Below are 23,920 nucleotides of genomic sequence, written 5' to 3'. Positions count from 1 at the left end.
CCGTCCTGCAGACCAGCCGTTCAGGGGCCGTCAAACGTGCTTTTCCCGGCGTGAGGCGTGGCAAAGCGCCTCATTTCGCGTTTTTTAACAGTTGCCAACTAGAACTGTCACAGGTTTGGCTTTGGGGAACTGTTTCATGCACAACCGCCTCTTTAAGACCGTCGCGAGTAAGGTTGTCGTGCTGACGATCGGCTTGATCATGCTCAGCGTGGCGGCAGTTGGTTTTTCCACCTACATGCGCCTGAAGGATAATATCATCACGACCGCGTTGCGCGATACGCACAGTGCAATGCGCGGCATGGCGATCCTGTATGAGCTCAAGGTTGGCGGCGTGTCCCTCGATATGGGAGACGGTGAGCTGAAGAGCGTCGGACGCGCCAGCATCGGGACGTTGCGCGACAACGACCTCGTCGACCGCACGGCCGCCGGCAATGGCGGTATCGCCACGGTTTTTGAAACCAAGGCCGGCGAATATGTCCGTCTGACCACCAATCTGAAAAATGAAAAGGGCGAACGGGCGGTCGGCACGAAGCTTGCCACGGATCACCCCGCTTTCGAGAAAATCTCCAAAGGCGAAGCCTATTTCGGTCCCGCCACCCTTTTCGGCGTTGATTATATGACCGGTTATATGCCGGTCCTGAACAAAACCGGCGTGACCGTTGGCATCCTGTTCGTGGGTGTTCCCATGGATGTCTACAATGCGCAGATATACAGCCTGCGCGACATGATGCTGATCTGTGGCGCGCTCGCCATGGTCGGGGTGGGGCTGCTCGCCTATTTCGTCATCAGGCGCACCCTGCAGCCTTTGGGCAAGCTGACCGATGCGGTGAAGTCCCTTTCGGATGGCAATCTCGATACGCCGATCCCCTATGCCACCAATACGAACGAGTTCGGCAACATCGCGCGCGCGCTGGTGATATTCCGCGAGAATGCACTTGAAAAGCTGGCCATCGAGGGAAAAAGCGCCGAGGAACGCACTGCTGCGGAATCCGAACGCTACCGTAATGACATCGAAAAGCAGGAACTTGACGGACAGATCGAATTTGCGGTCGCGCAGATCGCATCCGGTCTCGGCCGGCTTTCGCGTGGCGATCTGAGCCTTACGATCGAGACGCCCTTCGCCGGCCGTCTGGACCGGTTGCGCACGGACTTCAACGAATCCCTTCTCAACCTGCGTGATGCGCTGGGCCAGATTCGCGAACGCACGCTGATCATCCAGCACAGCGGCTTTGAAATCGAGCAATCGTCGGTCGATCTGTCGAAGCGAACCGAAAACCAGGCGGCGTCGCTGGAAGAGACGGCAGCCGCCGTCGAAGAAATCACCGCAACCGTCAGATCGTCGGCCGAGCGGGCGAGAGAGGCCAATGAGGCTGTTCGCGTCACCAAGCAGAGCGCCGACAGCTCCGGTTCGGTCGTCAGCAATGCCGTGGATGCCATGGGCCGCATCGAGGACGCTTCCCGCAAGATCGAGCAGATCATCGAGGTCATCGACGATATCGCCTTCCAGACCAACCTTCTTGCGCTCAATGCCGGCATCGAGGCGGCGCGCGCGGGTGAGGCGGGCAAGGGCTTTGCCGTCGTGGCGCAGGAAGTGCGCGAGCTTGCCCAGCGCTCCGCCGATGCCGCCCGCGAGATCAAGCAGCTCATCAACCAGTCGACACATGAGGTCAGTTCCGGGTCCAAGCTGGTGCAGGAGGCGGGCACGGTTCTGTCCGCCATCAGCCAGCAGATCGTCACCGTCAGCCAGCATGTCGAAACCATCGCGACGGCGACGCAGGACCAGTCTTCCGCGCTTCACAACGTCAACAGCTCCGTCAACCAGATGGACCAGATGACCCAGCAGAATGCAGCACTTGCCGAACAGTCGAGCGCCGCCAGCAGGGTGCTGTCCGGCGAGGTGGAAGCGCTGCTCGAGCTTGTCCAGCGCTTTCAGATGGAGCAGGGTTCGGCAACTGGCAGAGACCGGTTGAGCCGGGCGGCCTGAACCTTCGCATCCTGAACGCCAGCTACTCCCGGATCGCAGGGTCCGGGAGTTTTTTATTCTGCCGCGGCCCGCGCCGCGCTGGATATCTGGTTTATATAGGCGCGCAGCGCCGCCGGTTTGACCGGCTTGTGCTGAACGGAAATCCCGTATTTTTCGGCATCGCTGCGCACTTCCGGGCTGCGGTCCGCCGTCACAAGCAGGGCAGGAATTGCCTTGCCGTGGAATGTCCGGATCAGGCGGATGGCGCTGATGCCGTCACCATCGTCGAGATGGTAATCGGCGATGATGACATCGGGCGCCGCCGCCAGGCTGAGGAAGGGCTCCTCCAGTGTCGCCACGGAGCCCGCCGGCAGAACCTCGCAGCCCCACCCCGTCAGCAACAGCGTCATGCCTTCGAGGATTTTCGGTTCATTGTCGATGCACAGGACCCTGACGTCCTGAAGGCGGTCGCTCGCCACCGGACTGGCGATCCCGCCGCCGGCTTTGGCGGGCATAAGGCGATCCGATTCACGCGGCAGATGAATGCGGAAGGTCGTGCCCTTGCCGGGCGTCGAGGTCAGCTGCACGGGATGATGCAGCATGCGTGACAGCCGGTCGACGATGGAAAGACCGAGCCCGAGGCCGGATGCCGTTTTTGCTCCCTCGTCCAGCCGGGCGAATTCCTTGAAGACGGTGCGGAATTTGGATGCGGGAATGCCGATGCCGGAATCCGTCACCTGAATGACGACTTCGTTGCCCCGGCGGCGCGCACCGACCACCACCTTGCCCTTCAGCGTATATTTGATGGCGTTCGAGACCAGATTCTGTACCAGCCGTCGCAACAGGTTGGGGTCGGAACGGACCGTGAGCGACGTGGGCATGACCACGAGATCGAGATTCTTTTCCTGCGCCATGGGCGCAAAATCGGTCTCGATGCGTTTCAGCAGCTCGTTTAGCGGCACCGAGGTCATGCGCGCCTTCATCGAACCCGTGTCGAGGCGGGAAATATCGAGAACGGCGCCCAGAATGGTCTCGACCGATTCCAGCGCCGAATCGATATTCTGCACCAGTTCGCTTTCTCCCGATGCACCCAGCCGTTCGACGAGCGAGGACGAATAGAGGCGCGCGGCATTGAGTGGCTGGAGAATGTCGTGGCCGGCGGCGGCGAAGAAGCGTGTCTTGCCGATATTCGCCTCATCGGCCGAGGCCCGCGCTTCGGCGAGCTCGCGGTTGACGCGGGTGAGTTCGACAGTGCGCTCCGCAACACGCTGCTCCAGTGTCTCATTGGCCTGTTTCAGCGCCTGATCGCTTGCCACACGCTGCGTGATGTCGGTGAAGGTGGCGACGATGCCCTTGTCCGGCATGGTGTTGGACCGCACTTCGATGATGCGCTCTCCGCCCGCCAGCACCAGTGAGAAGGGCAGGTCCATGGTCAGGAAGCTGGTGATCAACTCATCCGTATCACCATCAGGCATATCGCCGCGCTCCTGCAGCATGGAGACGATTTCGGTCAGCGGCACGCCCACCTGGCCGAATTGTTCCGGCAGATCCAGCAGGGTGCGGAAGCGCCGGTTCCAGATGGTCAGCTGCTGCGAACTGTCGAAAACGGCAATGCCCTGATCCATCTGCGCCAGCGCCGTCTGCAGCATGTCCTGGTTATATTGCAGGGCTTCACTGGCCTGATCGAGCAGCCATGCCGTGTCCGCGCTGGTGTCTTCCGCCTTCTGGAGAATGATCGAAAGCACGAGGCGGGCCGAGGAGGAGCCGATGGCGCTGCCCAGCAATTGTTCGGAGAAATGGATCAGCGCCATGTCCGCCGGCTGGTCGTCATTGAGCTTCCGGCCGGCCGTCTTTTCATAGGTGGCGAGTGAGCGCAGCATGCGCTCTTCCCCGAGATAACGGGCGATGGCGCTTTTGAGGTCGCCGACGCTCACGCGGGTTTTCCAGCCGCGCGTGGCAAATTGCGATTTCGAATGGCGCTTGACGAAAATGCCGGACTGGATGCGCTCCACCGGCCGCGGATTGCGCGAAAGTGAGCCGAGCACGAAGGCCATGCTGTTGACGAGCAGGCTGAGAATGACCGCGTTCACGAATGGATCGGCCTCGGGACCGTTGAATACGGTGCTGCCGGAAAACAGGAAGCCGAGAATATTCGCCGCGACTTCCGAATTGTCGGGTCCGCCGAAGCTTGGCAGAAACAGCAGATAGGCCCAGACGAAAAAGCCCGAACTGAGACCCGCGATTGCGCCGCGCGCATTGGCCCGCCGCCAGAACAGGCCGCCAAAAAGGGCAGGGGCCATCTGGGCGATGGCGGCGAAGGCCAGAAGGCCGATGGAGGCAAGCCCCGTGGCGCTGTCGGCGGCGCGATAATAGCCATAACCCAGCAACAGAACCGCGAAGATCGCCGTCCTGCGGATGTTGAGCAGCGTCTTGGCGAAATTATCCCGGTGCGGCGAGCGGTTCAGCAGCTTCTGCCGCAGAAAGATCGGCATGACAATGTCATTGGAAATCATGATCGACAGCGCCACCGAAGCGACGATCACCATCGCGGTTGCCGCCGAAAAACCGCCGATGAAGGTGATCAGCGATACGACCGGCATCTGATGGGTGAGCGGCAATTGCAGCACGTAGAGGTCGGCATCGCCGTTGGCGCCGAGCGTCAGAATGCCGGCGAGCGCGATCGGCAGCACGAAGATATTGATGGCGATGAGATAGAGCGGTAGCAGGAACCCCGCCATGCGCAGTTCTTCCGGCGTGCGGTTCTCCACCACTGCGACATGAAACTGGCGCGGCAGGAGGATGATGGCGAAGCCGGACAGCAGCGTCATCACGATCCAGCGGCTGACGGGCGTGTGATAGGATATGGCCCGCATGGCCTGCTCATTCTCCGTGGCAAGCTGCCACAGATGGGTGGGGCCGTCGAACAGGACGAACAGCACATAAAAGCCGACGGTACACATGGCGACGAGCTTGACCAGCGATTCCATCGAGATCGCCAGAATAAGCCCGTCCTGATGTTCGGTGGCGTCCGTATGCCGGGTGCCGAACATGACGGCGAAACCCGCCATGACAATGGTGACCACAAGTGGCAGGTCGAGGAAATAGAGATTGCCGCTGCCGATGCCGTAGTCGCCGGGATCCACCATCGTCGCCACCGAGCTGGAAACGGCCTTCAGCTGCAACGCGATATAGGGAATGGCGCCGACGAGCGCTATGACGGCGACGATCATCGCCACGGTGGAGTTTTTGCCGTAACGGGCGGCGATGAAATCCGCAACCGATGTCAGCTTTTCCGTTTTGGCCAGTTCAACGATTCGGCGAATGATCGGCATGCCGATGGTGAAGGCGAGGATTGGCCCGGTGTAGATACCGAGGAACTCCAGCCCCCTGTCGGCGGCAAGCCCGACACCGCCGAAATAGGTCCAGGAGGTGCAGTAGATCGCCAGGCTGAGCGCATAGACGAACGGACGTCCCCTTTTGGGTGCGTTTCTTTTCCGGCTGTTCCTGTCCCCGAAGCTGGCAACCGCAAACAATAGCAGGACATAAGCGAAGGCCGAACCGAATATGATCCACCCAGGAAGCACGCATCCTCCCCATGCAAGAATTCCCTGAGATGAGCATAGGCGAAATCCGCACCGTTGAGAATGAGCGCGGTCTGATCATAAAGTTCAAGATGAGCGTGCAAAAAAGCTAATAAATGCAATCTTGACGAATTCCAAATGCGGAAACGAATCTATATGGTTGAAGGCGTAGGGACAGTCACATAGCTTCAGCTTTCGAAGCAGAAGAGAGGGACAATCTGGATGCTTAACGAATTTAAAACCTTCATTGCCCGCGGCAATGTCATGGACTTGGCCGTGGGTGTTATCATTGGAGCGGCTTTCAGCAAGATCGTCGATTCCGTCGTCAACGATCTCATCATGCCGATCGTCGGCGCGATTTTCGGCGGGTTCGACTTTTCGAACTACTTCCTGCCGTTGAGTTCCAGCGTCACCGCCACCTCGCTGGCCGCCGCCCGCGATCAGGGTGCCGTTTTCGCTTACGGTAGCTTTCTGACGGTTCTCATCAACTTCCTTATCCTGGCCTGGATCATTTTCCTGATGGTCAAGGGCGTCAACAAGCTTCGTGATTCGGTTGATCGCAAGAAGGTTGAGGAAAAGCCGGAAGCAGCTCCGCCGCCGGAAGACGTCAAGCTCCTCACCGAAATCCGCGATCTGCTCAAGACGCGTTGATGCCGGAATTATTCCCGGCCTGGTCTCGCCGGTCCTTCGGGCCGGCGGTCTCTCCCGCCGGGGATCAATCCATAAAGAAAATCCATGTTCGCCTCACGGAATATCATGCATATCGCCGGTTCGATGCGATAAGAAGGCACCAAACGGAGTGTCTTTAATGTCCATTTTGAACAGTCTGAGTGCGCGCTCTCTGGCGGCCCCGCAGAGCGGCATCGTTGAAGTCGTGAATTATGCCCGGGGACGCGACAATCTGTTGCCCCTCTGGGTTGGTGAAGGCGATCTGCCGAGCCCGGACTTCATCAATCAGGCTGCCATCGACGGGCTGAACAATGGCGAAACCTTCTACACCTGGCAGCGCGGCATTCCCGAACTGCGTCAGGCGCTGAGCCGTTATTACGAGCGGCATTTCGCGGCCTCGCTGTCGCCGGATCATTTTTATGTCACCGGCTCCGGCATGCAGGCCATTGCGCTTGCCGTGCAGGCGCTGACCTCGCCCGGCGACGAGATGGTCTATCTCTCTCCGACATGGCCCAATATTGTCGCTGCCATCGGTGTGGCGGGCGCGAAGGCCGTCCCGGTCGGCATCGATTTCCGCGATGGCCGCTGGGATCTCGATATCGGCAAGCTGGAAAGCGCGATCACCGGCAAGACGAAGGCGCTTTTCATAAACACACCTTCCAATCCCACCGGCTGGACAGCGACGAGCGACAATCTGCGCGATGTTCTGGCGCTTGCCCGCAAACACGATCTGTGGATCGTGGCGGATGAGATTTACGCGCTTTATCATTATGCCGGCACTCGCGCGCCATCGTTTCTCGATGTGATGGAGCCGGATGACAAGATCGTTTTCGCCAATTCCTTTTCGAAGAACTGGTCCATGACCGGCTGGCGGGTCGGCTGGCTTGCCGCGCCGCCAGCCATCGGTCAGGTCATTGAGAACCTCATTCAATATTCCACGTCAGGTGTGGCGCAATTCATGCAGCGCGGCGCCGTTGCAGCCCTCGATCAGGGCGACGGTTTCATCCGCGAAAACTATGAACGCGCCTTGATGTCGCGCGATATCCTTTGCGATGCGCTGATCGCGACGAACCGTGTGGAAACGCTGAAGCCGGACGGTGCCCTTTATGCATTCCTCAAGATAGACGGTGTAACGGACAGCCGCGCCACAGCGCTGGACATCGTCGACAAGACCGGCGTTGGCCTCGCGCCCGGCACCGCCTTCGGCCCGGGAGGGGAACTGTTTCTGCGGGCCTGCTTCCTGCGCAACCCAAGGCAGATAGAAGATGCCGCCGATCGGCTGGCATCCTACATCCTCAGCAGGTAAGGCCTCGATCTTCTCTCACGCTGTTTGCCCTGTCGCGTCGGGTATCTTGCCGCGACAGGCGCATCTGCTCCGGAAAACACAGTGACGCTCCAAAACTACAACCCCACGGCGTAACCATCGACGTGCGGGATTTTCTGTGTTATGCGGTTTTTGTTCCATTTATGAGAACATTTTCATCTAATCAATAAAAAGCAGGTCATTGCGCTAACCAATCGTAAGCCACCTTTTGAAAGGGGCGGGGGATTGGCTGCGTATTCTCTGTGCAAGTAATCAATGATGAAGAATTATTGGCTTTGATGGGCTCAAGAAAAGCAAACAGGGAAGTATTGTCATGGCTGTTCTGGTCACGGGTGGGGCCGGTTATATAGGAAGCCACATGGTGTGGGCCCTGCTCGATGCCGGGGAAGAGGTCGTCGTGGTCGACCGGCTTTCCACGGGGTCGCGTTGGGCCGTCGCTCCGGCGGCGCGTTTTTATCTGGGCGATGCGGCGGATCGCGCCATGCTCGACCAGATTTTCGAAGAAAACCAGATCGAGACCATTTTCCATTTCGCCGGCTCCGTCAGCGTCCCTGAATCGATCAGCCAGCCGCTCGAATATTACGAAAACAATACCGGCACGACCCGCGCGCTCGTCGCTGCGGCGGTCGCCCATGGCATCCGCAATTTCATTTTCTCCTCGACAGCAGCGGTTTACGGCAACCAGCCGTTTGAGGGGCCGGTGCCGGAAACGGCGATACTCAGCCCGGAAAATCCTTACGGCCTGTCGAAACTCGCCTCTGAAATCATGCTGCGCGATGTCGTGCAGGCGCATGATTTCAACTATGTGGCACTGCGTTATTTCAACGTGGCCGGGGCCGACCCGCAGGGCCGCGCCGGGCCTTCGCCGACGGGCGTGGCAAACCTCATCAAGGTGGCGTGCGAAGCCGCAACCGGCCGGCGGGATCGGGTGGAGGTCTACGGCACGGATTATCCCACCGCCGATGGCACTGGCGTTCGCGACTATATCCATGTCAGCGATCTCATCGATGCGCATGTGCTGGCCATGGCGCATCTGCGCGCCGGCGGCGGCACCAGGACATTGAATTGCGGTTATGGCGTCGGTTATTCGGTGCTGGACGTCCTGCATGCGGTACAGCGGGAATCGGAGCATGAATTCCCGATCATCCATTGTCCCCGCCGCGCAGGCGATATTGCGACCATGGTGGCGGATTCCGCTCGTATTCAGTCGGAGCTAGGTTGGCGCCCGCGCTTCAACGATCTGTCGACCATCGTTCGCACGGCATTGCAGTGGGAGGCCAAACGTCAGGCCCAGCAGAATGACAGGCTGCCACCGATCCGGCGCAAGCTGGCGGTGATAGGCTGAGCCGTTTCCGCATCATCGGATGCGGTTTGTCTTGACGGAAGGATAAAGGACAGGACGGTCCGGGACGATGGCGGAAGGAAGCCATCGTTCGCTGTCGAAAAAGCTGCGCGTCAGCTTCAGCCCCGGCGATTGTTCGGTTGCGAGCAAAATCACGTTCAGACGATGTGGCGCGGTCTGCTCCGGCTTCATGGAAACCGAAATGCCGAAGTGCTGCGCCTGATAGGGCTGCAGCGTGCGTGCCGGTTCACGCATGGCCGCAAGGTCGGCAAAGCGCGTCTGTTCGATGATCAGGATCAGCGTATCGTCAAGTTTTGCCCTGATGGCGGTGCCATCGGGTGTCTGAGGTGCCACTGCCTTCATGCGGATGGATCGAACCTTGCCGTCAGCCTCGCCTCTGATTTCAACGAAAAGCGATGCCGGTTCCGCCGGGGCTTCCGCGGTCCCCATGGTAAGATCGGCCATGCATTCGAAATTGTGGATGTTGACCGGGCTGGCATGCCAGCCTTTCGGGTTGGAAAAACCCTCAGCGGTGAAGCGGCCGCATAAATCCTTGCCGGAAAGAAGGAAATCGCGTGCGAAAGAGGCTCTTTCGCCACCCTGTTCGGGTTTCAGCAAATGGGGCGGCAGATCGATTTTTCTGGCGGCGAGTTTCTTGCGCTTGACGGGCTGCATCCGGGGAGGGGGCTCGACGGAATATGTGGCGGGGGCCAGTTTGAGGTAGGTCAGCAGGCTTTTGAGGTGCTTTCCGTCATTGGCAAGCAGCACTGTCGCCAGAATGGCGAAACAGACGGCCAGCACCGCAAGCAGCAGCGCGCCATGGCTTACTCTTTTTTGCAGGTTTGCGTCCATCGCAGAACCCTAATGGCTGACGGGTCAGGGAAACAGCCGGTTTTGGTATGAATTTCGGGCTGTTGAAAGCCCCGTGAATATGGGCGTGAGCGGAGGGGCTCAAAAATATCGTGCCATGCATGCGGGCGTTTCCCCCGCATGGAGAGTTATTCGGAGGTATTTTTACCTGCGTCCTGTCCACCGGCGCTGCTCTCATCGTCAGCGACCGGAATGGCGTAGGAGCCGTTTAGCCAGCGGGAGAGATCAAGCGAACGGCAGCGATCCGAACAGAAAGGGTAATCGTCGCGCGTCGAAGGGCGCCCGCATTCCGGGCATGGCTGGGGCTTGCGAAGCGGCGCGACATTTCCGGCGCCTTCAGTGGAGGATTTTGCCATGGTCTATCCCTCAAGCCAGCCCGAAGTCACCTCGAAGCCTTCGCCCGAAAGAAGCGACATCGTCTCGTAGAGCGGCAGTCCGACGACGTTGGTGTAGGAACCCGTCAGTTTCTGCACGAATGCGCCGGCAATGCCCTGAATGCCATAGGCACCGGCTTTACCACGCCATTGTCCAGATGCGATGTAGGCATCGATTTCGCGCGTCGAGAGGCGCTTGAAACGAACCTTGGTTTCCACCACCTTCTGGCGAACCTTGCCGCCGGGTGTCACGAGGCAGATACCGGTATAGACCCAATGGCTGCGCCCCGAAAGAAGATGCAGCGCCGCCGAAGCATCCTCGGTATATTCCGCCTTGCCGACGATGCGGCGACCGACAGCCACCACGGTATCGGACCCCAGAACATAGGCGTCTTTCCACGTCTGTTCATTCTTCAGCGCCGCCTGTGCCGCTTCGGCCTTCTGCAGCGAAAGACGACGGCAGAGCGTGCGCGGATGCTCGAGCTTCGCAGGCGTCTCGTCAATATCCATCGGCATCAGGCGCGCCGGTTCGACACCGATCTGATGCAGCAGTTCCAGACGCCGCGGCGAGCCGGATGCCAGAACGAGCTTTTGTTTTGAATTGGTCATTGCGCTGCCCGGGCGTCCGATGCGGAAGTGGATTACTTGAAGCGGTAGGTAATGCGGCCCTTGGTCAGGTCGTAAGGCGTCATTTCGACCAGCACCTTATCGCCCGCCAGAACGCGGATACGGTTCTTGCGCATGCGGCCCGCCGTGTGGGCGATGATTTCGTGGTCGTTCTCAAGCTTCACGCGGAATGTTGCGTTCGGCAGCAATTCGGTTACGATGCCCGGGAATTCAAGGACTTCTTCTTTTGTCATGTAAGGGTTTTCTTCCTGTTGATAGTGCCGGACATGGCGTGTCCGGGAAAATTGCGCGGAAACTACACAATCCCGGCACATTTGTGAACCTCTAAAGCATCGGCTTGAAAATCAGTACCGATTTTCATGAGGCGAGGGCAGTTTTCAGTCTTTTGAAAGCGTATCCGCCACCGGCTGCTGCCGCCCCGGCAGGCGTTCCGAAATCAGTTTCGACAGATGGTCCCGCACCTCGCGATAGGCGTCGAGGATCTGCTCGCGCGTACCTGTGATCACCGTCGGGTCCATGGTCGGCCAATAGACCACATCGAGCGAATTCGAGCGCGTCAGTTCCAGTGCGGCGTGATGGGCTTCCGGCGTCAATGTAATGATCAGATCGAAAAAATCATCCTCGATCTCATCCAGCGTGCGCGGCTTGTGCTTGCCGAGCGAAAAACCCTGTTCTTCCAGTACGGCATCCACGAAGGGGTCGCGCTCGCCGGCCCGCACGCCGGCCGACTGGATGTAGATGCCGGGCGCCACCAGCCGTTTGGCGATCACCTCTGCCATGGGGGAACGGATGGAGTTCATGCCGCACATGAAGAGGACCGATTTGGGCGCTCGTCCCTCGTTTGGCGCTGCGGCAGGATCGCTCATCTCTAACCCCGCCAATAAAGCACGCAGACAAGGGTGAAGAGGCGGCGCGCGGTATCGAAATCCACCTTGATCTTGCCGGAAAGCCGATCCATCAGCGTCTGCGAACCGTCATTGTGAATGCCGCGCCGGCCCATGTCGATCGCCTCGATCTGACTGGGTGTGGAGGAGCGGATCGCCTCGTAATAGCTCTCGCAGATCAGGAAATAATCCTTGATGATGCGGCGAAACGGCGTCAGCGACAGGATATGGGTCGCGACATCCTTCTCGTCTTCGGTGCGGATCGAAAAGACCAGCTTGGCGTCCACCAGCGAGATATGCAGCCGATATGGCCCGCCGGCATGGCCGAGCGGCTCGAAGCTGTTTTCTTCGATCAGGTCGAAAATGGCGACGGCGCGTTCATGCTCCACGTCGGGCGTGGACCGGCCGATGCTGTCGTCCAGAACCACGTCGCAGAGCCGGAAATCGCCTGAAGCCATCGCTTAACTTTCCGGATTGAGGCGGATTGCGACCGAGCGCGCATGCGCGTCCAGTCCTTCCGAACGGGCAAGGGTGATTGCCGCCGGTGCAAGCTGGCGCAATTGCTCCGGCCCAAGCCGCAGGATCGAGGTGCGCTTGACGAAATCCAGCACCGAAAGCCCGGAGGAGAAGCGCGCCGAGCGCGCCGTCGGCAGAACGTGGTTGGAGCCGCCGACGTAATCGCCGATCACTTCCGGCGTGTGGCGCCCGACGAAGATCGCGCCGGCATTGCGGATATGCGCCATCAGCGCGTCAGGATCGTCGACCGCAAGCTCCAGATGCTCGGCGGCGATGCGGTTGGCGAGCGGAATGGCGTCGGTAAGCTTTTCGACCAGAATGATCGCGCCGAAATCCGCCCAGCTTGCCGCCGCCGTCTCGGAGCGCGACAGGCGCTTCAGTTGCCGTTCGACGGCGGCCTCCACCGCCTTGCCGAGTTCGGCATTGTCGGTGACGAGAATGGATTGCGCGCCGCGATCGTGCTCCGCCTGCGCCAGAAGATCGGCGGCCAGCCAGTCGGGATCGTTATCCTTGTCGGCAATGACAAGCACTTCGGAGGGGCCGGCGATCATGTCGATGCCGACAGTGCCGAAAACCTGGCGCTTGGCCGCCGCCACATAGGCATTGCCGGGGCCGACGATCTTGGCGACCGGCGCGATGGCTTCCGTGCCATAGGCAAGCGCCGCCACGGCCTGCGCCCCGCCGATGCGATAGATTTCCTCGACGCCCGCGATGCGCGCGGCGGCAAGCACGGCGGGATTGACCGCACCGCCATTTGCCGGCACGACCATGACGATGCGCTCGACACCGGCAACCTTGGCCGGCACGGCGTTCATCAGGACCGAGCTTGGATAGCTGGCCGTGCCGCCGGGCACATAAAGGCCCACGGCCTCGATGGCCGTCCAGCGAGAGCCGAGGCCCACGCCGATATCGTCCTCGTAAATATCGTCCTTCGGCATTTGCCGCGCATGGTGTTTTTCAATGCGCCGGGCCGCGAGTTCGAGGGCTTCGATGACGTTTTTGTCGACCGCCGAATAGGCGGCATCGATTTCATCCGCCGTTACCCGCATCGGGGCCTTGGCAAAATCGATGCCGTCGAATTTGAGGGAATAATGGGCAAGCGCCGCATCGCCGCGATGGCGGACATCGTTGATGATGTCGCGAACGGTCGCGTTGACGTCTTCGGAAACTTCTCTCTTGGTTGTCAGGAAGGCAGCGAACTTCCGTTCGAAATCAGCCGATGCCTGCTCCAGCCAGATTGCCACGCCATTACCCTTTCATTGTCCCCGCGGGCGATCCCGCAGGGTGCACGAACTCACCGCAGAACAATTGCGGCTCTGGTATGTGGCATAAATCGAAACGGTGACGAAAGGCAACCGTTGCAATGGCGCGGCGCGTTTATTCGCTGTCGGGGTGATGCGGTTTGGAGGCGGTTTCCCAGGCGCCGCTCACATCCGTCAACTGCGCTTCGATGCACTCGACATCAAGCGCGATGGCGCCACCGCCCGAAAGCGTCAGTTCGACGGACCCGTCAGGCCCCTCGCCATTCGGCACGAACCGCATGGCGAGCAGCGACAGCACCTGTTCCTTGTCGGCGCGGTTGATGCCGTGCGAGCGCACGGCCGAGACACGTTTCAGGAAAATGACGCTGCGGCAGCGCTCCGGCGGCAGGTTCTTCTTCTCGGTGCTTTCCCAGACGAAACGATTGGCGGAAAGCGTGAACTGGCCATGTTTCGGCTCGAAGGCAACGTCTTTCAGCTTGAAGACGCTGTCCTGCATATGCGTCGAGATGACGGAGAGATCTTCAGTATCCAGCGCGAGCAATTTCAGGCCGCTCATCGTTTTCTTCCTTTTCCGCGGGCCACGGGCCGCAATGTCTATTTCTTGTACTGGAAATAGGCAGTCGAGGCCCGCTCTGCAACGGGTAGAAGCGGATGAGCGGCGGTTGAGGCATTCAGGCAGCGGCGTGAACCATGGGTTTGCCGGCAAAGCTGCCCCCCGCCTTGATATTACCTGTTATACACAGCCGTAATGCTCGCTTGGGAAATCGTATTGGCGCGCACCATGAAGCCGGCGAGAGCGTTGCTCGCACCTTCGGGCAGTTCAAGCTTTTCAACGCCGAGCGCATATACGGTAAAGACGTATCGATGCATCTCGCCGGGAGGCGGGCAGGCGCCGCCGAAACCCGTTGTTCCATAGTCGTTCCGCAATTCCAGCGCGCCTTTCGGCATGTCGTCTTTTCCGCTCGCGCCAGCGTCAAGCTGCATGATCTCGACCGGAATATTCACGACATTCCAATGCCACCAGCCCGAACCGGTCGGCGCGTCGGGATCATAGGCGGTGATGGCAAAGCTCTTGGCTTCCTTCGGTGCGCCGGACCACGACAATTGTGGAGACAGATTACCGCCTTCACAACCAAAGCCCTGGAAGACCTGAACGGCCGCAAGCTGGTTTCCTTCCGAAATGGAGGAGCTGGACAAGCGGAAATCGTCGGCAAGGGCGGGTGCAGACATCGCGGTCGCAATGGTCAAACCGGCAAAGAGTAGCTTTTGAAATCTGGACATATCGTTTCCTTCAGGGACGTTGATAACGGCCGAACGATATAGTCCCCGGGCGGCGCACGCTTCCGGCAGAGATGCAACGACTATCGAAAAACGATCAATCGCCGGCCGATCTTATCGCCTTCGGTTTGATCCCGAATCGTTTTTTGAAAGAATCGGAAAAATGCGATGGTGTTTTGAACCCACATTCCAGCGCGATCTGCGAAATGGGAGCGTCGGTCGCCTGCAGCAGGGCAAGGCCCTTTTCGAGGCGGGTATTCTGTAGAACCCGCGAGAAGCCCAGACCTGATCTGGCAAGGGAGCGACGAAATGTTGCTTCGCTCATGGCAAAGCTTCTGGCGACATCCGACACCCGCCAGTCACGGCTCGGATCGCTTTCGATCAAACTCCGCAACTTGCTCGAAGGCTGTTCATCCGTCCTCGCGGAAAGGCGGATTCCCTGATGCTGCAACCAGATCAAGGGTTCCCGCAGCCGGTGTCGGCGTATGGGCGGGGGAAGGCTGCTGTCATTGAGCGTATCTTGAATACGCTCAAGAATATCCGGTGCATTCGCAAGTGCGCGAATGACCTGTATGCCGGGCGGACTATCGGAATGCCGTTGATCCGTGAAAACGGAATTGATCAAGTCATGGCTGAAATACACACCTTCGGCCCGGTAATGTGCGTCCAGCAATGGCCGGTTTTCCAGCGTTACCAGAGACCCCGGAGGGAAAACCAGCAAATCCCCCTCTCGGGCCGTCAGTTCACCATTGATCGGGCAAATTACTCTCTTGGAGCCTGCGCGGATAAAGCAGAGGAAGGTCAGCCTGATAAAGAGACCGGAAAATGTCGCGGCCGTCGCCTGCGTGATCGACAGGACGGAGACGTCGTCCTTGCATGGCGTGGCGGTTTCGATGTGCGGCGTGGCAAATGGTTTCACGAGGAATTCTCCCTTCGCCGCCTCGCGTCGATTGTCATGAAATCCACCCGGTTGCGCTGACAGCCGGGTGGATTTTTCAGTCGGTATCAGTCGCTGACGCGTTCGACCAGAGCGCCGCAGCGGGTGAGCTTTTCTTCAAGACGTTCGAAACCGCGATCGAGGTGATAGACCCGCGAAACCATGGTCTCGCCTTCTGCCACGAGGCCGGCAATGACCAGTGACACGGAAGCGCGCAGGTCGGTCGCCATCACAGGTGCGCCCTTCAGGCGGGAAACGCCTTCGATGCGGGCCATCTGGCCGGAGAGCGAAATCTTCGCGCCGAGGCGCGCCAGTTCCTGCACGTGCATGAAGCGGTTCTCGAAGATGGTTTCGGTAATGTGCGAAACGCCCTGCGACCGGGTCATCAGGGCCATGAACTGTGCCTGCAGGTCGGTCGGGAAGCCGGGGAAGGGTTCTGTGACGATATCGACCGGCTGGATGCCATTGCCGTTGCGCACCACCCGAAGGCCGGTCTCGGTCTCGCTGATCGTGGCACCGGCAAGCCGCAGCGTATCGAGTGCATTGTCCAGCAGCGATGCGCGCGTGCCTTCCAGCACCACGTCACCGCCGGCCATGGCAACCGCCATGGCATAGGTGCCGGTTTCGATACGGTCCGGCAGAACCCGGTGGCGTGCGCCGGAAAGCGAGGTGACGCCCTCGATGGTGATGGTGGAGGTGCCCGCACCTTCGATCTTCGCGCCCATGGCTGTCAGGCACTGGGCCAGATCGACCACTTCCGGCTCGCGGGCGGCGTTGTGGATGACGGTTGTGCCGCGGGCAAGGCTGGCGGCCATCAGCATCACATGCGTCGCGCCGACGGACACTTTGGGGAAGGTGTAAACCGCGCCGATGAGGCCGCCCTTCGGGGCGCTGGCGTTGATGTAACCGCCATCGATCTCCATCGTCGCGCCGAGTGCCTCGAGGCCCTCGATGAACAGGTCGACCGGACGTGTGCCGATGGCGCATCCGCCGGGCAGGGAAACACGGGCACGGCCTTCACGCGCCAGAAGCGGGCCGATGACCCAGAAGCTTGCGCGCATCTTGGATACCAGCTCGTAAGGAGCGGTGGTATCGACAATGGTGCGGCAGGTGAAGTGCACGGTACGGGAATAGGCTTCGCCCTGGCTTTCGCGGCGGCCGTTGACGGAAATATCGACGCCGTGATTGCCGAGAATACGGATGAGCTGCTCCACGTCAGCCAGGTGCGGCACGTTTTCGAGCGTCAGCGTGTCGCTGGTCAGAAGCGATGCGATCATCAACGGCAGGGCGGCGTTTTTTGCGCCGGAGATGGGTATGATGCCGTTGAGCTTGTTACCACCCGTGATTCTGATGCGATCCATGCGTCCCTACGGGCCTGTGCCCGCCTTTCTTTATCGTGCCTTGCGGAAGGCGCGTCCTTAGACGAATTTCCGCGGCGTTTCAATTTTATGCTGATGAATTCTCTATGAGGATGATTCGTCCGTTTTTGCGGCAGGCAGGCCGATCGTCTCGTCAGCATCGCCGGCGCGGCGTGCGCGAAGCTGCTGTTTGCGCTTCAAAAGATTCTCACGAAGCTTTTTCGCCGCGCGCGCCTTGCGCTCTGCCTCACGCTCGCGCGCCTTTTCGCCCGGGCCAGCCTGCTGGTTGCCTGCCGCCGTCAAGGCCGACGGTTTCGCGGCGGCATCAGCGCCAACCGCCAGCTTTGCCTGTTTGTCATGATGTTCGTTCATAAATTCAGCAATATCCGAAAAATGTATTTTTCAACAGGGGGCACGCTTTTTTGCTCCACTTGATCAAGAATATCGTTTTGCGACTTGCGCTCGTCAAAAACCTATGGCAATAGGCCGCCACGCTTGATGCTGAAGCAAACGCTTCGGCACCGGATGCTGCTATAGCTCAGGGGTAGAGCACTCCCTTGGTAAGGGAGAGGCCGAGAGTTCAAATCTCTCTAGCAGCACCATTTTCCCCGTCAAATCAGATATTTCCGCACCGGCCGTTGCCGCATCTGTTTTGCGCGACGCAATCTGCATGTTTTGCCACACAGTCCGAGCAGGTCCCTGCAAACGGGAAAACCACGCTTCCTGCGAAGCGCGGTTTCCGTATCCGAATATTCTGTTGCTGCCAGAGCGGGACGAAACCGCCCGTAGCCAACGGGCGCCGCTTACTGGCGGAATAGCGACAGGATATTTTCGGAGCTGGTATTGGCGATGGAGAGCGACTGGATGGCCAGCTGCTGCTGCGTCTGGAGCGCCTTGAGCTTGGTGGATTCCTCGTTCATATCCGCGTCGACGAGGCGGCCGATGCCCTTGTCGATGGAGTCGGTCAGCTTGGAGACGAAGTCTTCCTGCAGGTCGAGGCGCATCTTGATCGAGCCGAGATCGGCGCTGGCGCTGATAAGCGATTCCAGCTGCGTGTTGACGAACTGGATCATGTTATCAAGGCCGTCATTCTCCGTCAGCGGCTGGCCGTTGGCGTCCGTCAGCCCGCTGAGGTCCTTGGTGATGTCGAGATCGATCAGCGAGTAATCGAGTTTCTGCGCCATCTGCGAGTCTGCTGCGACGGTTTCGAGATAGATATTGTTGTTGGACGAGCCACCGGTGCCGATCGATGTCACTGTGGTGCCTGTAGGCGTTGGCGTCGTATTGTTGGCTTTCACGTAAAGTGCTTCGCCAGCCTCGTTTTCACCGATCTTGAAGTAGGTGCCGTTGTTTCGTGTGGTGCTCGCCGCAGCAACGGTAACGAGACCGGTTGCCGCGTCCGGAGTGATCGTGGTCGTCGTACCTGACGGGAAACCCAGAAGCTGGGATTCAGTAAAGACTTTCGCGGTATAGGGAGTGGTTGTCGAAACACCCGCAGCCGTCGTCGTCGTGATCTCGAAATCGCGCAGAACGCCGGTGTCTGAGTAATAGGCGGCGCTGTCGAGAATGCCGTTTTTCGTTGCGCCGGTTGTCGTGTCGAAAAGCGCGGTCTTGTTGTCGACCTGAATATTGATGGTCTTGACGGCGACATTGCCCGCGCCATCGCGGATGAAGGAGCCGACGATCTGCTTGGTGACGGGTGTCAGGTTGCCGGAGGCGTCGCTGATCTTGCCCTTCAGCCAGTTTTCACCGGAGAAGGAGGCGGATTCGCCGATGCTTTTCAGCTGGTCCTGAAGCTGGCGGATTTCTTCCTGTATCTTGGCCTTGTCAACGCCGGCTTCGCGGGCGGCAACCAGCTTCTTGCTGATTTCCTTGACGACATCGACGGTGGTTTCCATGGCGGAGTAGGCGGTGTCGACCTTGGCTGCGCCGAGGCCGAGGGCATCCTGAACGGCGGAGAGGGCGCCATTGTCGGAACGCATGGTGGTTGCGATGGACCAATATGCGGCATTGTCGGATGCGGTCTTGACGCGCATGCCGGAGGAAACACGCGACTGCGTTTCTTCCATGTTGCTGCCGATGGCGCGAAGGGTCTGCAGGGCGGCCATGGCCGCGACGTTCGTCAAAATGCTGGTCATAATAATTTGCCCCTTGATTGGCTGAAATGAGAAGGGACATTCCGGATTGTCACCGGGAACGATCGAGCGGCTTGATGCCTGTTAACCTCTTTTTCGTCTTGGTTAACCAATCGTTTCGATGACTAGGTTTTAGGCGGCGAATGGTTAACAAAGCCTAAACCGGCAAAGGAAAAAATTAAGGAACGATAATTTTTCTTAACCATGACGAAAAAAGCCGCGCCTGAGGCGCGGCTTTCCGATGTGAATGATGTCGCTTGTGATTAGCGGAAGAGCGAGAGAATGCTCTGCGAGTCGTTGTTGGCAATCGACAGGGCCTGAACAGCAAGCTGCTGCTGGGTCTGAAGAGCCTTGAGGCGGGTCGATTCTTCGTTCATCTCGGCGTCGACCAGACGGCCGATACCGCTGTCGAGCGAGTCGGTCAGCTTGTTGACGAAGTTTTCCTGCAGTTCGACACGCATCTTGACAGAACCGAGATCGGCGGCTGCCGACGTCATGCTCTGGAGCTGCTTGTCGACGAAGGAAATCATGGCATCGAGATACTGGTTTTCCGACAGCGCGGTGCCGTCAGCGTTGGTGAACGAACCCTTCAGATCCTTGGTGATGTCGAGCGACGTCAGGGAGTAGGTCAGCTGCGTCGGTGCATCGATATTTGCAGCGGTCGTCTCGAGGTAATACTTCGTCGAGCCGATGGTGCCGACTTCGGAAGTGGTCGAGCCAGTTGCTGCCGGATCTGTGGTGACCACCTTAACGTACTGGTTCTCACCGATCTTGAGGTAGGTACCGTTCTGCTCCGTGCCGGAACCCAAGGTAACGGTAGCGAGGCCTGGTGTTGTCGTGTAGTCGATCGCGACCGGAGTGCCGGCGGTTGCCGGTGCGAGAGCGGCCAGCTGCGCTTCGGTGTAGATGGTAGCTGCAACGGGTTTTTCGGTCTTTGCGCCTGTCGCTGTGACGGTCGTCGTGATGTCGAACGACTTGTAGTTGCCGGTCGTGGAATAGTAAGCGAAGGAATCGAGGATACCCTGCTTGTCCTTGGCTGCGCCCGAAGACGTATCGAACAGAACCGTACCGTTGCTGAGGGCGACGTTGATCGTCTTGACCGAGACATTACCGCCAGCGTCGCGGATGAAAGAGCCGACAACCTGCTTCGTAACGTCGGTCAGCGTGCCTGCGCCGTCGCTGATCTTTGCCTGCAGCCAGTTTTCACCAGAGAAAGACGAAGAGCTGGAGATCGACTTCAGCTGGTCCTGAAGCTGGGTGATTTCTTCCTGGATTTTCGACTTGTCGACGCCAGGCTCGCGAGCCGCAACCAGCTTGTCCTTGATCTGCTTTACGACGTCGATAGACGATTCCATACCGGAATAGGCAGTATCAATCTTGGCGGCGCCGAGGCCCAGGGCGTCCTGAACAGCGGAAAGGGCCGAATTGTCCGAACGCATGGTCGTTGCGATCGACCAGTAGGCAGCGTTATCAGAAGCTTCGCCGACGCGGAGGCCGGAGGACACGCGATCCTGCGTGGATTCCATGTTCTGGCCGATGGTGCGCAGGGTCTGGAGAGCAGACATGGCTGCAATGTTGGTAAGAATGCTCGTCATAATAAAATTGCCCCTTGAATGGCTGATTAAAGAAGGGACATTCCGGTCTCACCGGGAACGGCGCACAGCATCATGCCTGCTAACCGGCTGATTTTTAATGGTTAGCTCACCGTTTCGATGGCACTAGCTAACCGCCATATGGTTAACGAAGACCTAAGGAGCATGAAAAAACACACACGCTGAGATTTTATTTTGCAATCTTTGCGCGTGCGCGCGCGTAGCCGAGAATGCTTAAAAAACAATAAAGCCGCATCCGTTTCCGGATGCGGCTTTTATCAACAGGCAATACGCTCGGGTCAGCCTCCTTCGCGTCTGCCATTTTACGCGGTTACAAGACGGTCAGCCCCCGCTCGTAATCCTGCGTTTATATCATTCCGGCCTGCGGCTATCCGCTTGTCCGTGCGAGAAACCTGACAGCCGGTGCTTTCCAATTTCCTAATTTCGGAAGGTACCCGGCTCTTCGCTCAAATCGTGGTAAATGCTTTGAAAGCAGGGATGGTAAATGAAATCTTTCAATCCCCGGGCCATGCCGTAAACGCGAAACCGCGCCCTTTCGGGCGCGGCTCGTTTCTTGTGATCTCTGGTCCGATTAACGGAAGAGCGACAGGATGTTCTGCGAGTCGCTGTTGGCGATCGACAGAGCCTGAATTGCCAGCTGCTGCTGTGTCTGCAGAGCCTTGAGGCGGGTGGACTCTTCGTTCATGTCGGCGTCGACCAGACGGCCGATACCCTTTTCCATGGTCGACGTCAGCTTGGAGACGAAGTCTTCCTGCATCGAGATGCGGTTGGAGACCGAACCCAGATCAGCAGCGGCGCTGTTGAGGGTTTCAAGCTGCTTGTCGACGTGGCTGATGAGAGCGTCAAGCACGTCGTTGTCTGTCGCGTTAGCGGCCACGAGACCTGTCGTGTCGTTCTTGTATCCAGCCAGCGTGGAGATATCGAGCGTCATGATCGAGGTCTTTGCGACATCAGCCTTTGCAGCAGAGTCGAGAATACCAGCGCTCAGTTTGCCGTCCGTTGTAAGGCCGGTGTCAATGAGAACGTTTGTGCCGCTGAGCTGCAGGTCAACACGCTGGACCTTGACGGCGCCAGCGGAGTCACGGGTGAAGGACGCGACAACCTGCTTTTTCAGATTTGCTATGTCGGCGTCAGCTGTCAATGCAGCGCCATCGTTGGTGACTTTCGTCTTCAGCCAGTTTTCACCGTTGAAGGTCGCGGAGTCGGCAATGGAGGTCAGCTGCTTCTGGAGCTGGCCGATTTCCTTCTGGATCTTGTTCTTGTCGGCGGTCGGGTCCTGGGCAAGGATCAGCTTGTCCTTGATTTCCTGAACGACCTTGATCGTCGCTTCCATGCCGGAATAGGCGGTGTCGACCTTGGCTGCGCCAATGCCGAGCGCGTCGGAAACGGTGGAGAGTGCCGAAGCATCCGAACGCATGGTGGTCGCGATGGACCAGTAAGCGGCGTTATCGGAAGCGGAGCCTACCTTCAGGCCCGACGAAATCCGGGCTTGCGTCGTTTCCATGTTGCTACCGATCGAACGCAGCGTCTGGAGAGCAGCCATGGAGGAGGCGTTGGTGAGAATGCTTGCCATAGTATTTGTCCCTTGTTTTTACGAGATACTGGAATTGGGGACATTCCGGACTGTGTATTACCGGTCACAACGTTTCGGCTTCATGCCACTCGGTTCAGAACTACTTGTTTCTGGAAACCAAACCCGCTGCGTGTGGAGAGAATTTCGCAGCCAAAAATTGCACAATTATTAATTTGAGAATTAAGAAATACTAGAAAATACTTATGGTTACTGGTTGGTTTTCATGAATGGTAAGTTTTTAATTTAAAATTATAGTTATTCAGCTGCTAGCAAAAATGGTAAGCAAAGCATTAAAACGACAAAACCCCGCGGCCGTGGGGCTGCGGGGTTAAGAAACAGGGTTAATGCGTGTCAATGCGGCACGGATGCCCGTCAGTTGAACGATCTGACGAGGCTGCCGACGAGCAGGTTCCAGCCGTCGATCAGTACGAAAAACAGGATCTTGAACGGCAGGGAAATGGAGGTGGGAGGCAGCATCATCATGCCCATGGCCATGGTGATGGTGGCAACGATCAGATCGATGACGAGGAATGGCAGGATGATGAGGAAACCGATCTCGAAACCGCGCCGGATTTCCGACAGCATGAAGGCCGGAACGAGCACGCGGTAGTCAACGACATTGTCGGTCATCACTTCCTGTCCGCGCTCGCGGGCAATATCCACGAAGAGCTTCAGATCCTTGTCACGCGTGTTGGCGTTCATGAAGGTGCGGAACGGTTCGGCGATGCGCTGAATGGCCTGCTGTTCGTTGATCTGGTTCTGCAGCAGCGGCTGCACGCCGTCGGTCCAGGCTTTGTCGAAGGTGGGCGACATGACGTAGAAGGTCATGAACATCGCCATCGACAGCAGGATCATGTTGGAGGGTGTCGATGCGAGCCCCATGCCGGAGCGCAGGATCGAAAAGGCGATCACGAAGCGCGGAAAGCTCGTGACCATGATCAGGATGCCCGGCGCGACGGAGAGGACCGTCAGAAGGCCGAAGGTGCGGATGATCCATGCCGCGACGGATCCGTCTATCTGCGTGTTGAACAGATCGGACGGAAATTGCTGGGCGTTGGCAAGGCCCGGCAAGGCGAGGAGGACGGCAATGGTTACAAGAAATCGAATCATTCGATGACAAAGGTCCGGAACATGACCTTGGATACGCGCCCTTGCGAGCGCAGGTCAACTCGTTCCTGAATGTCATCCTTAAGATATTGAAAGCCGCGCGGCCCTTCCAGCTGCTGAAGGGAAACGGTGCGCACATAGGCCAGGATATCCTGATGGATATCCTCCGCCAGCCCGACTTCCACCGGCCCCTTGAACATCAGCGCCACTTCCAGCCGCACCCAGTTGGTTGAAGGGTAGGCGAGGTTGGTGGTGATGGGATCGAGCTGGACGATGCCGTTCGCTTCGGCCGAGATTTTCTCGATGCCCTCGGCGGCCTTGCCCTTTTCACCCGAAGCGGCCGGTGCGTGCGCTGCGGCTTCCGCGCCGGCGATTTTCGGGGCGATCATGCCGCCCACCAGCCAGCCGCCGCCCGCACCGAGCAGCGTCAGGATCACAACCCCGGCGATGGTCATGACCACCGGGGAGGACTTTTTCTTGCTCTCAGCCTGTTCGTTTTCCATGGTC

22 protein-coding genes and 1 tRNA gene are annotated in these 23,920 nt (G+C 58.8%); 5 read left to right on the top strand and 18 right to left on the bottom strand.

What is annotated here, in order from left to right:
- Nucleotides 1-136 precede the first annotated feature (136 nt).
- Nucleotides 137-1,984, top strand: a complete 1,848-nt coding sequence (locus JZX88_RS01895; RefSeq protein ID WP_065114819.1) for a methyl-accepting chemotaxis protein — start codon at nt 137-139, stop codon at nt 1,982-1,984.
- Nucleotides 1,985-2,037: 53 nt separating this feature from the next.
- On the opposite strand, the gene JZX88_RS01890 is transcribed toward JZX88_RS01895, so the two are convergent.
- Nucleotides 2,038-5,547 carry a PAS domain-containing hybrid sensor histidine kinase/response regulator gene (locus JZX88_RS01890; RefSeq protein WP_174030540.1) on the bottom strand — a complete coding sequence of 1,170 codons (3,510 nt, stop codon included), beginning with the start codon at nt 5,545-5,547 and terminating at the stop codon, nt 2,038-2,040.
- Between the two features lie 219 nt (nt 5,548-5,766).
- On the opposite strand from JZX88_RS01890, the gene mscL reads away from it, so the two are divergent.
- From mscL to galE, 3 genes are all read left to right on the top strand, one after another.
- Nucleotides 5,767-6,195 (top strand): large conductance mechanosensitive channel protein MscL, encoded by a 429-nt coding sequence (gene mscL / locus JZX88_RS01885; protein ID WP_065114821.1) that lies wholly within the window; start codon nt 5,767-5,769, stop codon nt 6,193-6,195.
- 157 nt (nt 6,196-6,352) lie between these two features.
- Entirely contained in the window at nt 6,353-7,519 is a 1,167-nt protein-coding gene (locus JZX88_RS01880; protein WP_110755526.1) for a pyridoxal phosphate-dependent aminotransferase, read from the top strand.
- Between the two features lie 331 nt (nt 7,520-7,850).
- On the top strand, nt 7,851-8,882 hold the full coding sequence (gene galE, locus JZX88_RS01875; protein WP_065114823.1) for a UDP-glucose 4-epimerase GalE: 1,032 nt from the start codon (nt 7,851-7,853) through the stop codon (nt 8,880-8,882).
- 12 nt (nt 8,883-8,894) lie between these two features.
- On the opposite strand, the gene JZX88_RS01870 is transcribed toward galE, so the two are convergent.
- The 12 genes from JZX88_RS01870 to JZX88_RS01815 form a co-directional block, all read right to left on the bottom strand.
- Nucleotides 8,895-9,731: a DUF6030 family protein gene (locus JZX88_RS01870; protein WP_206912361.1), complete on the bottom strand. Its 837-nt coding sequence runs from the start codon at nt 9,729-9,731 to the stop codon at nt 8,895-8,897.
- 146 nt (nt 9,732-9,877) lie between these two features.
- Nucleotides 9,878-10,105 carry a DNA gyrase inhibitor YacG gene (gene yacG, locus JZX88_RS01865; protein ID WP_065114825.1) on the bottom strand — a complete coding sequence of 76 codons (228 nt, stop codon included), beginning with the start codon at nt 10,103-10,105 and terminating at the stop codon, nt 9,878-9,880.
- A gap of 3 nt (nt 10,106-10,108) precedes the next feature.
- Entirely contained in the window at nt 10,109-10,732 is a 624-nt protein-coding gene (locus JZX88_RS01860; protein ID WP_110755520.1) for a Maf-like protein, read from the bottom strand.
- A gap of 32 nt (nt 10,733-10,764) precedes the next feature.
- Entirely contained in the window at nt 10,765-10,983 is a 219-nt protein-coding gene (gene infA / locus JZX88_RS01855; protein WP_003503453.1) for a translation initiation factor IF-1, read from the bottom strand.
- 144 nt (nt 10,984-11,127) lie between these two features.
- The gene (locus JZX88_RS01850) at nt 11,128-11,616 is read right to left on the bottom strand and encodes a low molecular weight phosphatase family protein (protein ID WP_046800566.1); all 489 of its coding nucleotides are present in this window, start codon (nt 11,614-11,616) and stop codon (nt 11,128-11,130) included.
- Between the two features lie 2 nt (nt 11,617-11,618).
- On the bottom strand, nt 11,619-12,092 hold the full coding sequence (locus tag JZX88_RS01845; protein ID WP_065114827.1) for a UPF0262 family protein: 474 nt from the start codon (nt 12,090-12,092) through the stop codon (nt 11,619-11,621).
- 3 nt (nt 12,093-12,095) lie between these two features.
- Nucleotides 12,096-13,394 carry a histidinol dehydrogenase gene (hisD, locus tag JZX88_RS01840; RefSeq protein WP_206912360.1) on the bottom strand — a complete coding sequence of 433 codons (1,299 nt, stop codon included), beginning with the start codon at nt 13,392-13,394 and terminating at the stop codon, nt 12,096-12,098.
- A gap of 133 nt (nt 13,395-13,527) precedes the next feature.
- Nucleotides 13,528-13,968: a DUF2948 family protein gene (locus tag JZX88_RS01835; RefSeq protein ID WP_065114829.1), complete on the bottom strand. Its 441-nt coding sequence runs from the start codon at nt 13,966-13,968 to the stop codon at nt 13,528-13,530.
- 170 nt (nt 13,969-14,138) lie between these two features.
- On the bottom strand, nt 14,139-14,693 hold the full coding sequence (locus tag JZX88_RS01830; protein ID WP_246753418.1) for a YbhB/YbcL family Raf kinase inhibitor-like protein: 555 nt from the start codon (nt 14,691-14,693) through the stop codon (nt 14,139-14,141).
- A 94-nt stretch (nt 14,694-14,787) separates the two neighbouring features.
- Nucleotides 14,788-15,363, bottom strand: coding sequence for a helix-turn-helix transcriptional regulator (locus JZX88_RS01825; RefSeq protein ID WP_246753417.1), 576 nt, complete (start codon nt 15,361-15,363; stop codon nt 14,788-14,790).
- 332 nt (nt 15,364-15,695) lie between these two features.
- Nucleotides 15,696-16,988, bottom strand: coding sequence for a UDP-N-acetylglucosamine 1-carboxyvinyltransferase (murA, locus tag JZX88_RS01820; RefSeq protein ID WP_065114831.1), 1,293 nt, complete (start codon nt 16,986-16,988; stop codon nt 15,696-15,698).
- A gap of 102 nt (nt 16,989-17,090) precedes the next feature.
- The gene (locus JZX88_RS01815) at nt 17,091-17,357 is read right to left on the bottom strand and encodes a hypothetical protein (protein WP_206912359.1); all 267 of its coding nucleotides are present in this window, start codon (nt 17,355-17,357) and stop codon (nt 17,091-17,093) included.
- A gap of 155 nt (nt 17,358-17,512) precedes the next feature.
- On the opposite strand from JZX88_RS01815, the gene JZX88_RS01810 reads away from it, so the two are divergent.
- A tRNA-Thr gene (locus JZX88_RS01810) sits at nt 17,513-17,587 on the top strand.
- Nucleotides 17,588-17,788: 201 nt separating this feature from the next.
- On the opposite strand, the gene JZX88_RS01805 is transcribed toward JZX88_RS01810, so the two are convergent.
- The 5 genes from JZX88_RS01805 to JZX88_RS01785 form a co-directional block, all read right to left on the bottom strand.
- Complete coding sequence (locus JZX88_RS01805) at nt 17,789-19,123, bottom strand: flagellin (protein WP_206912357.1); 1,335 nt, start codon at nt 19,121-19,123, stop codon at nt 17,789-17,791.
- A 260-nt stretch (nt 19,124-19,383) separates the two neighbouring features.
- Entirely contained in the window at nt 19,384-20,715 is a 1,332-nt protein-coding gene (locus JZX88_RS01800) for a flagellin (protein ID WP_110755513.1), read from the bottom strand.
- Between the two features lie 589 nt (nt 20,716-21,304).
- Nucleotides 21,305-22,306, bottom strand: coding sequence for a flagellin (locus tag JZX88_RS01795; RefSeq protein ID WP_110755511.1), 1,002 nt, complete (start codon nt 22,304-22,306; stop codon nt 21,305-21,307).
- Nucleotides 22,307-22,678: 372 nt separating this feature from the next.
- Entirely contained in the window at nt 22,679-23,416 is a 738-nt protein-coding gene (gene fliP, locus JZX88_RS01790; RefSeq protein WP_110755509.1) for a flagellar type III secretion system pore protein FliP, read from the bottom strand.
- Nucleotides 23,413-23,916, bottom strand: a complete 504-nt coding sequence (locus JZX88_RS01785; protein WP_206912356.1) for a flagellar basal body-associated FliL family protein — start codon at nt 23,914-23,916, stop codon at nt 23,413-23,415. Before JZX88_RS01785 ends, fliP begins: the two co-directional genes overlap by 4 nt.
- Nucleotides 23,917-23,920: the final 4 nt, after the last annotated feature.

The sequence above is a fragment of the Agrobacterium sp. OT33 genome, assembly GCF_017313365.1.
In the GTDB taxonomy this organism is placed as follows: Bacteria; Pseudomonadota; Alphaproteobacteria; order Rhizobiales; family Rhizobiaceae; genus Agrobacterium; species Agrobacterium rhizogenes_A.
This window is presented reverse-complemented; position numbering and strand designations above follow the sequence as displayed.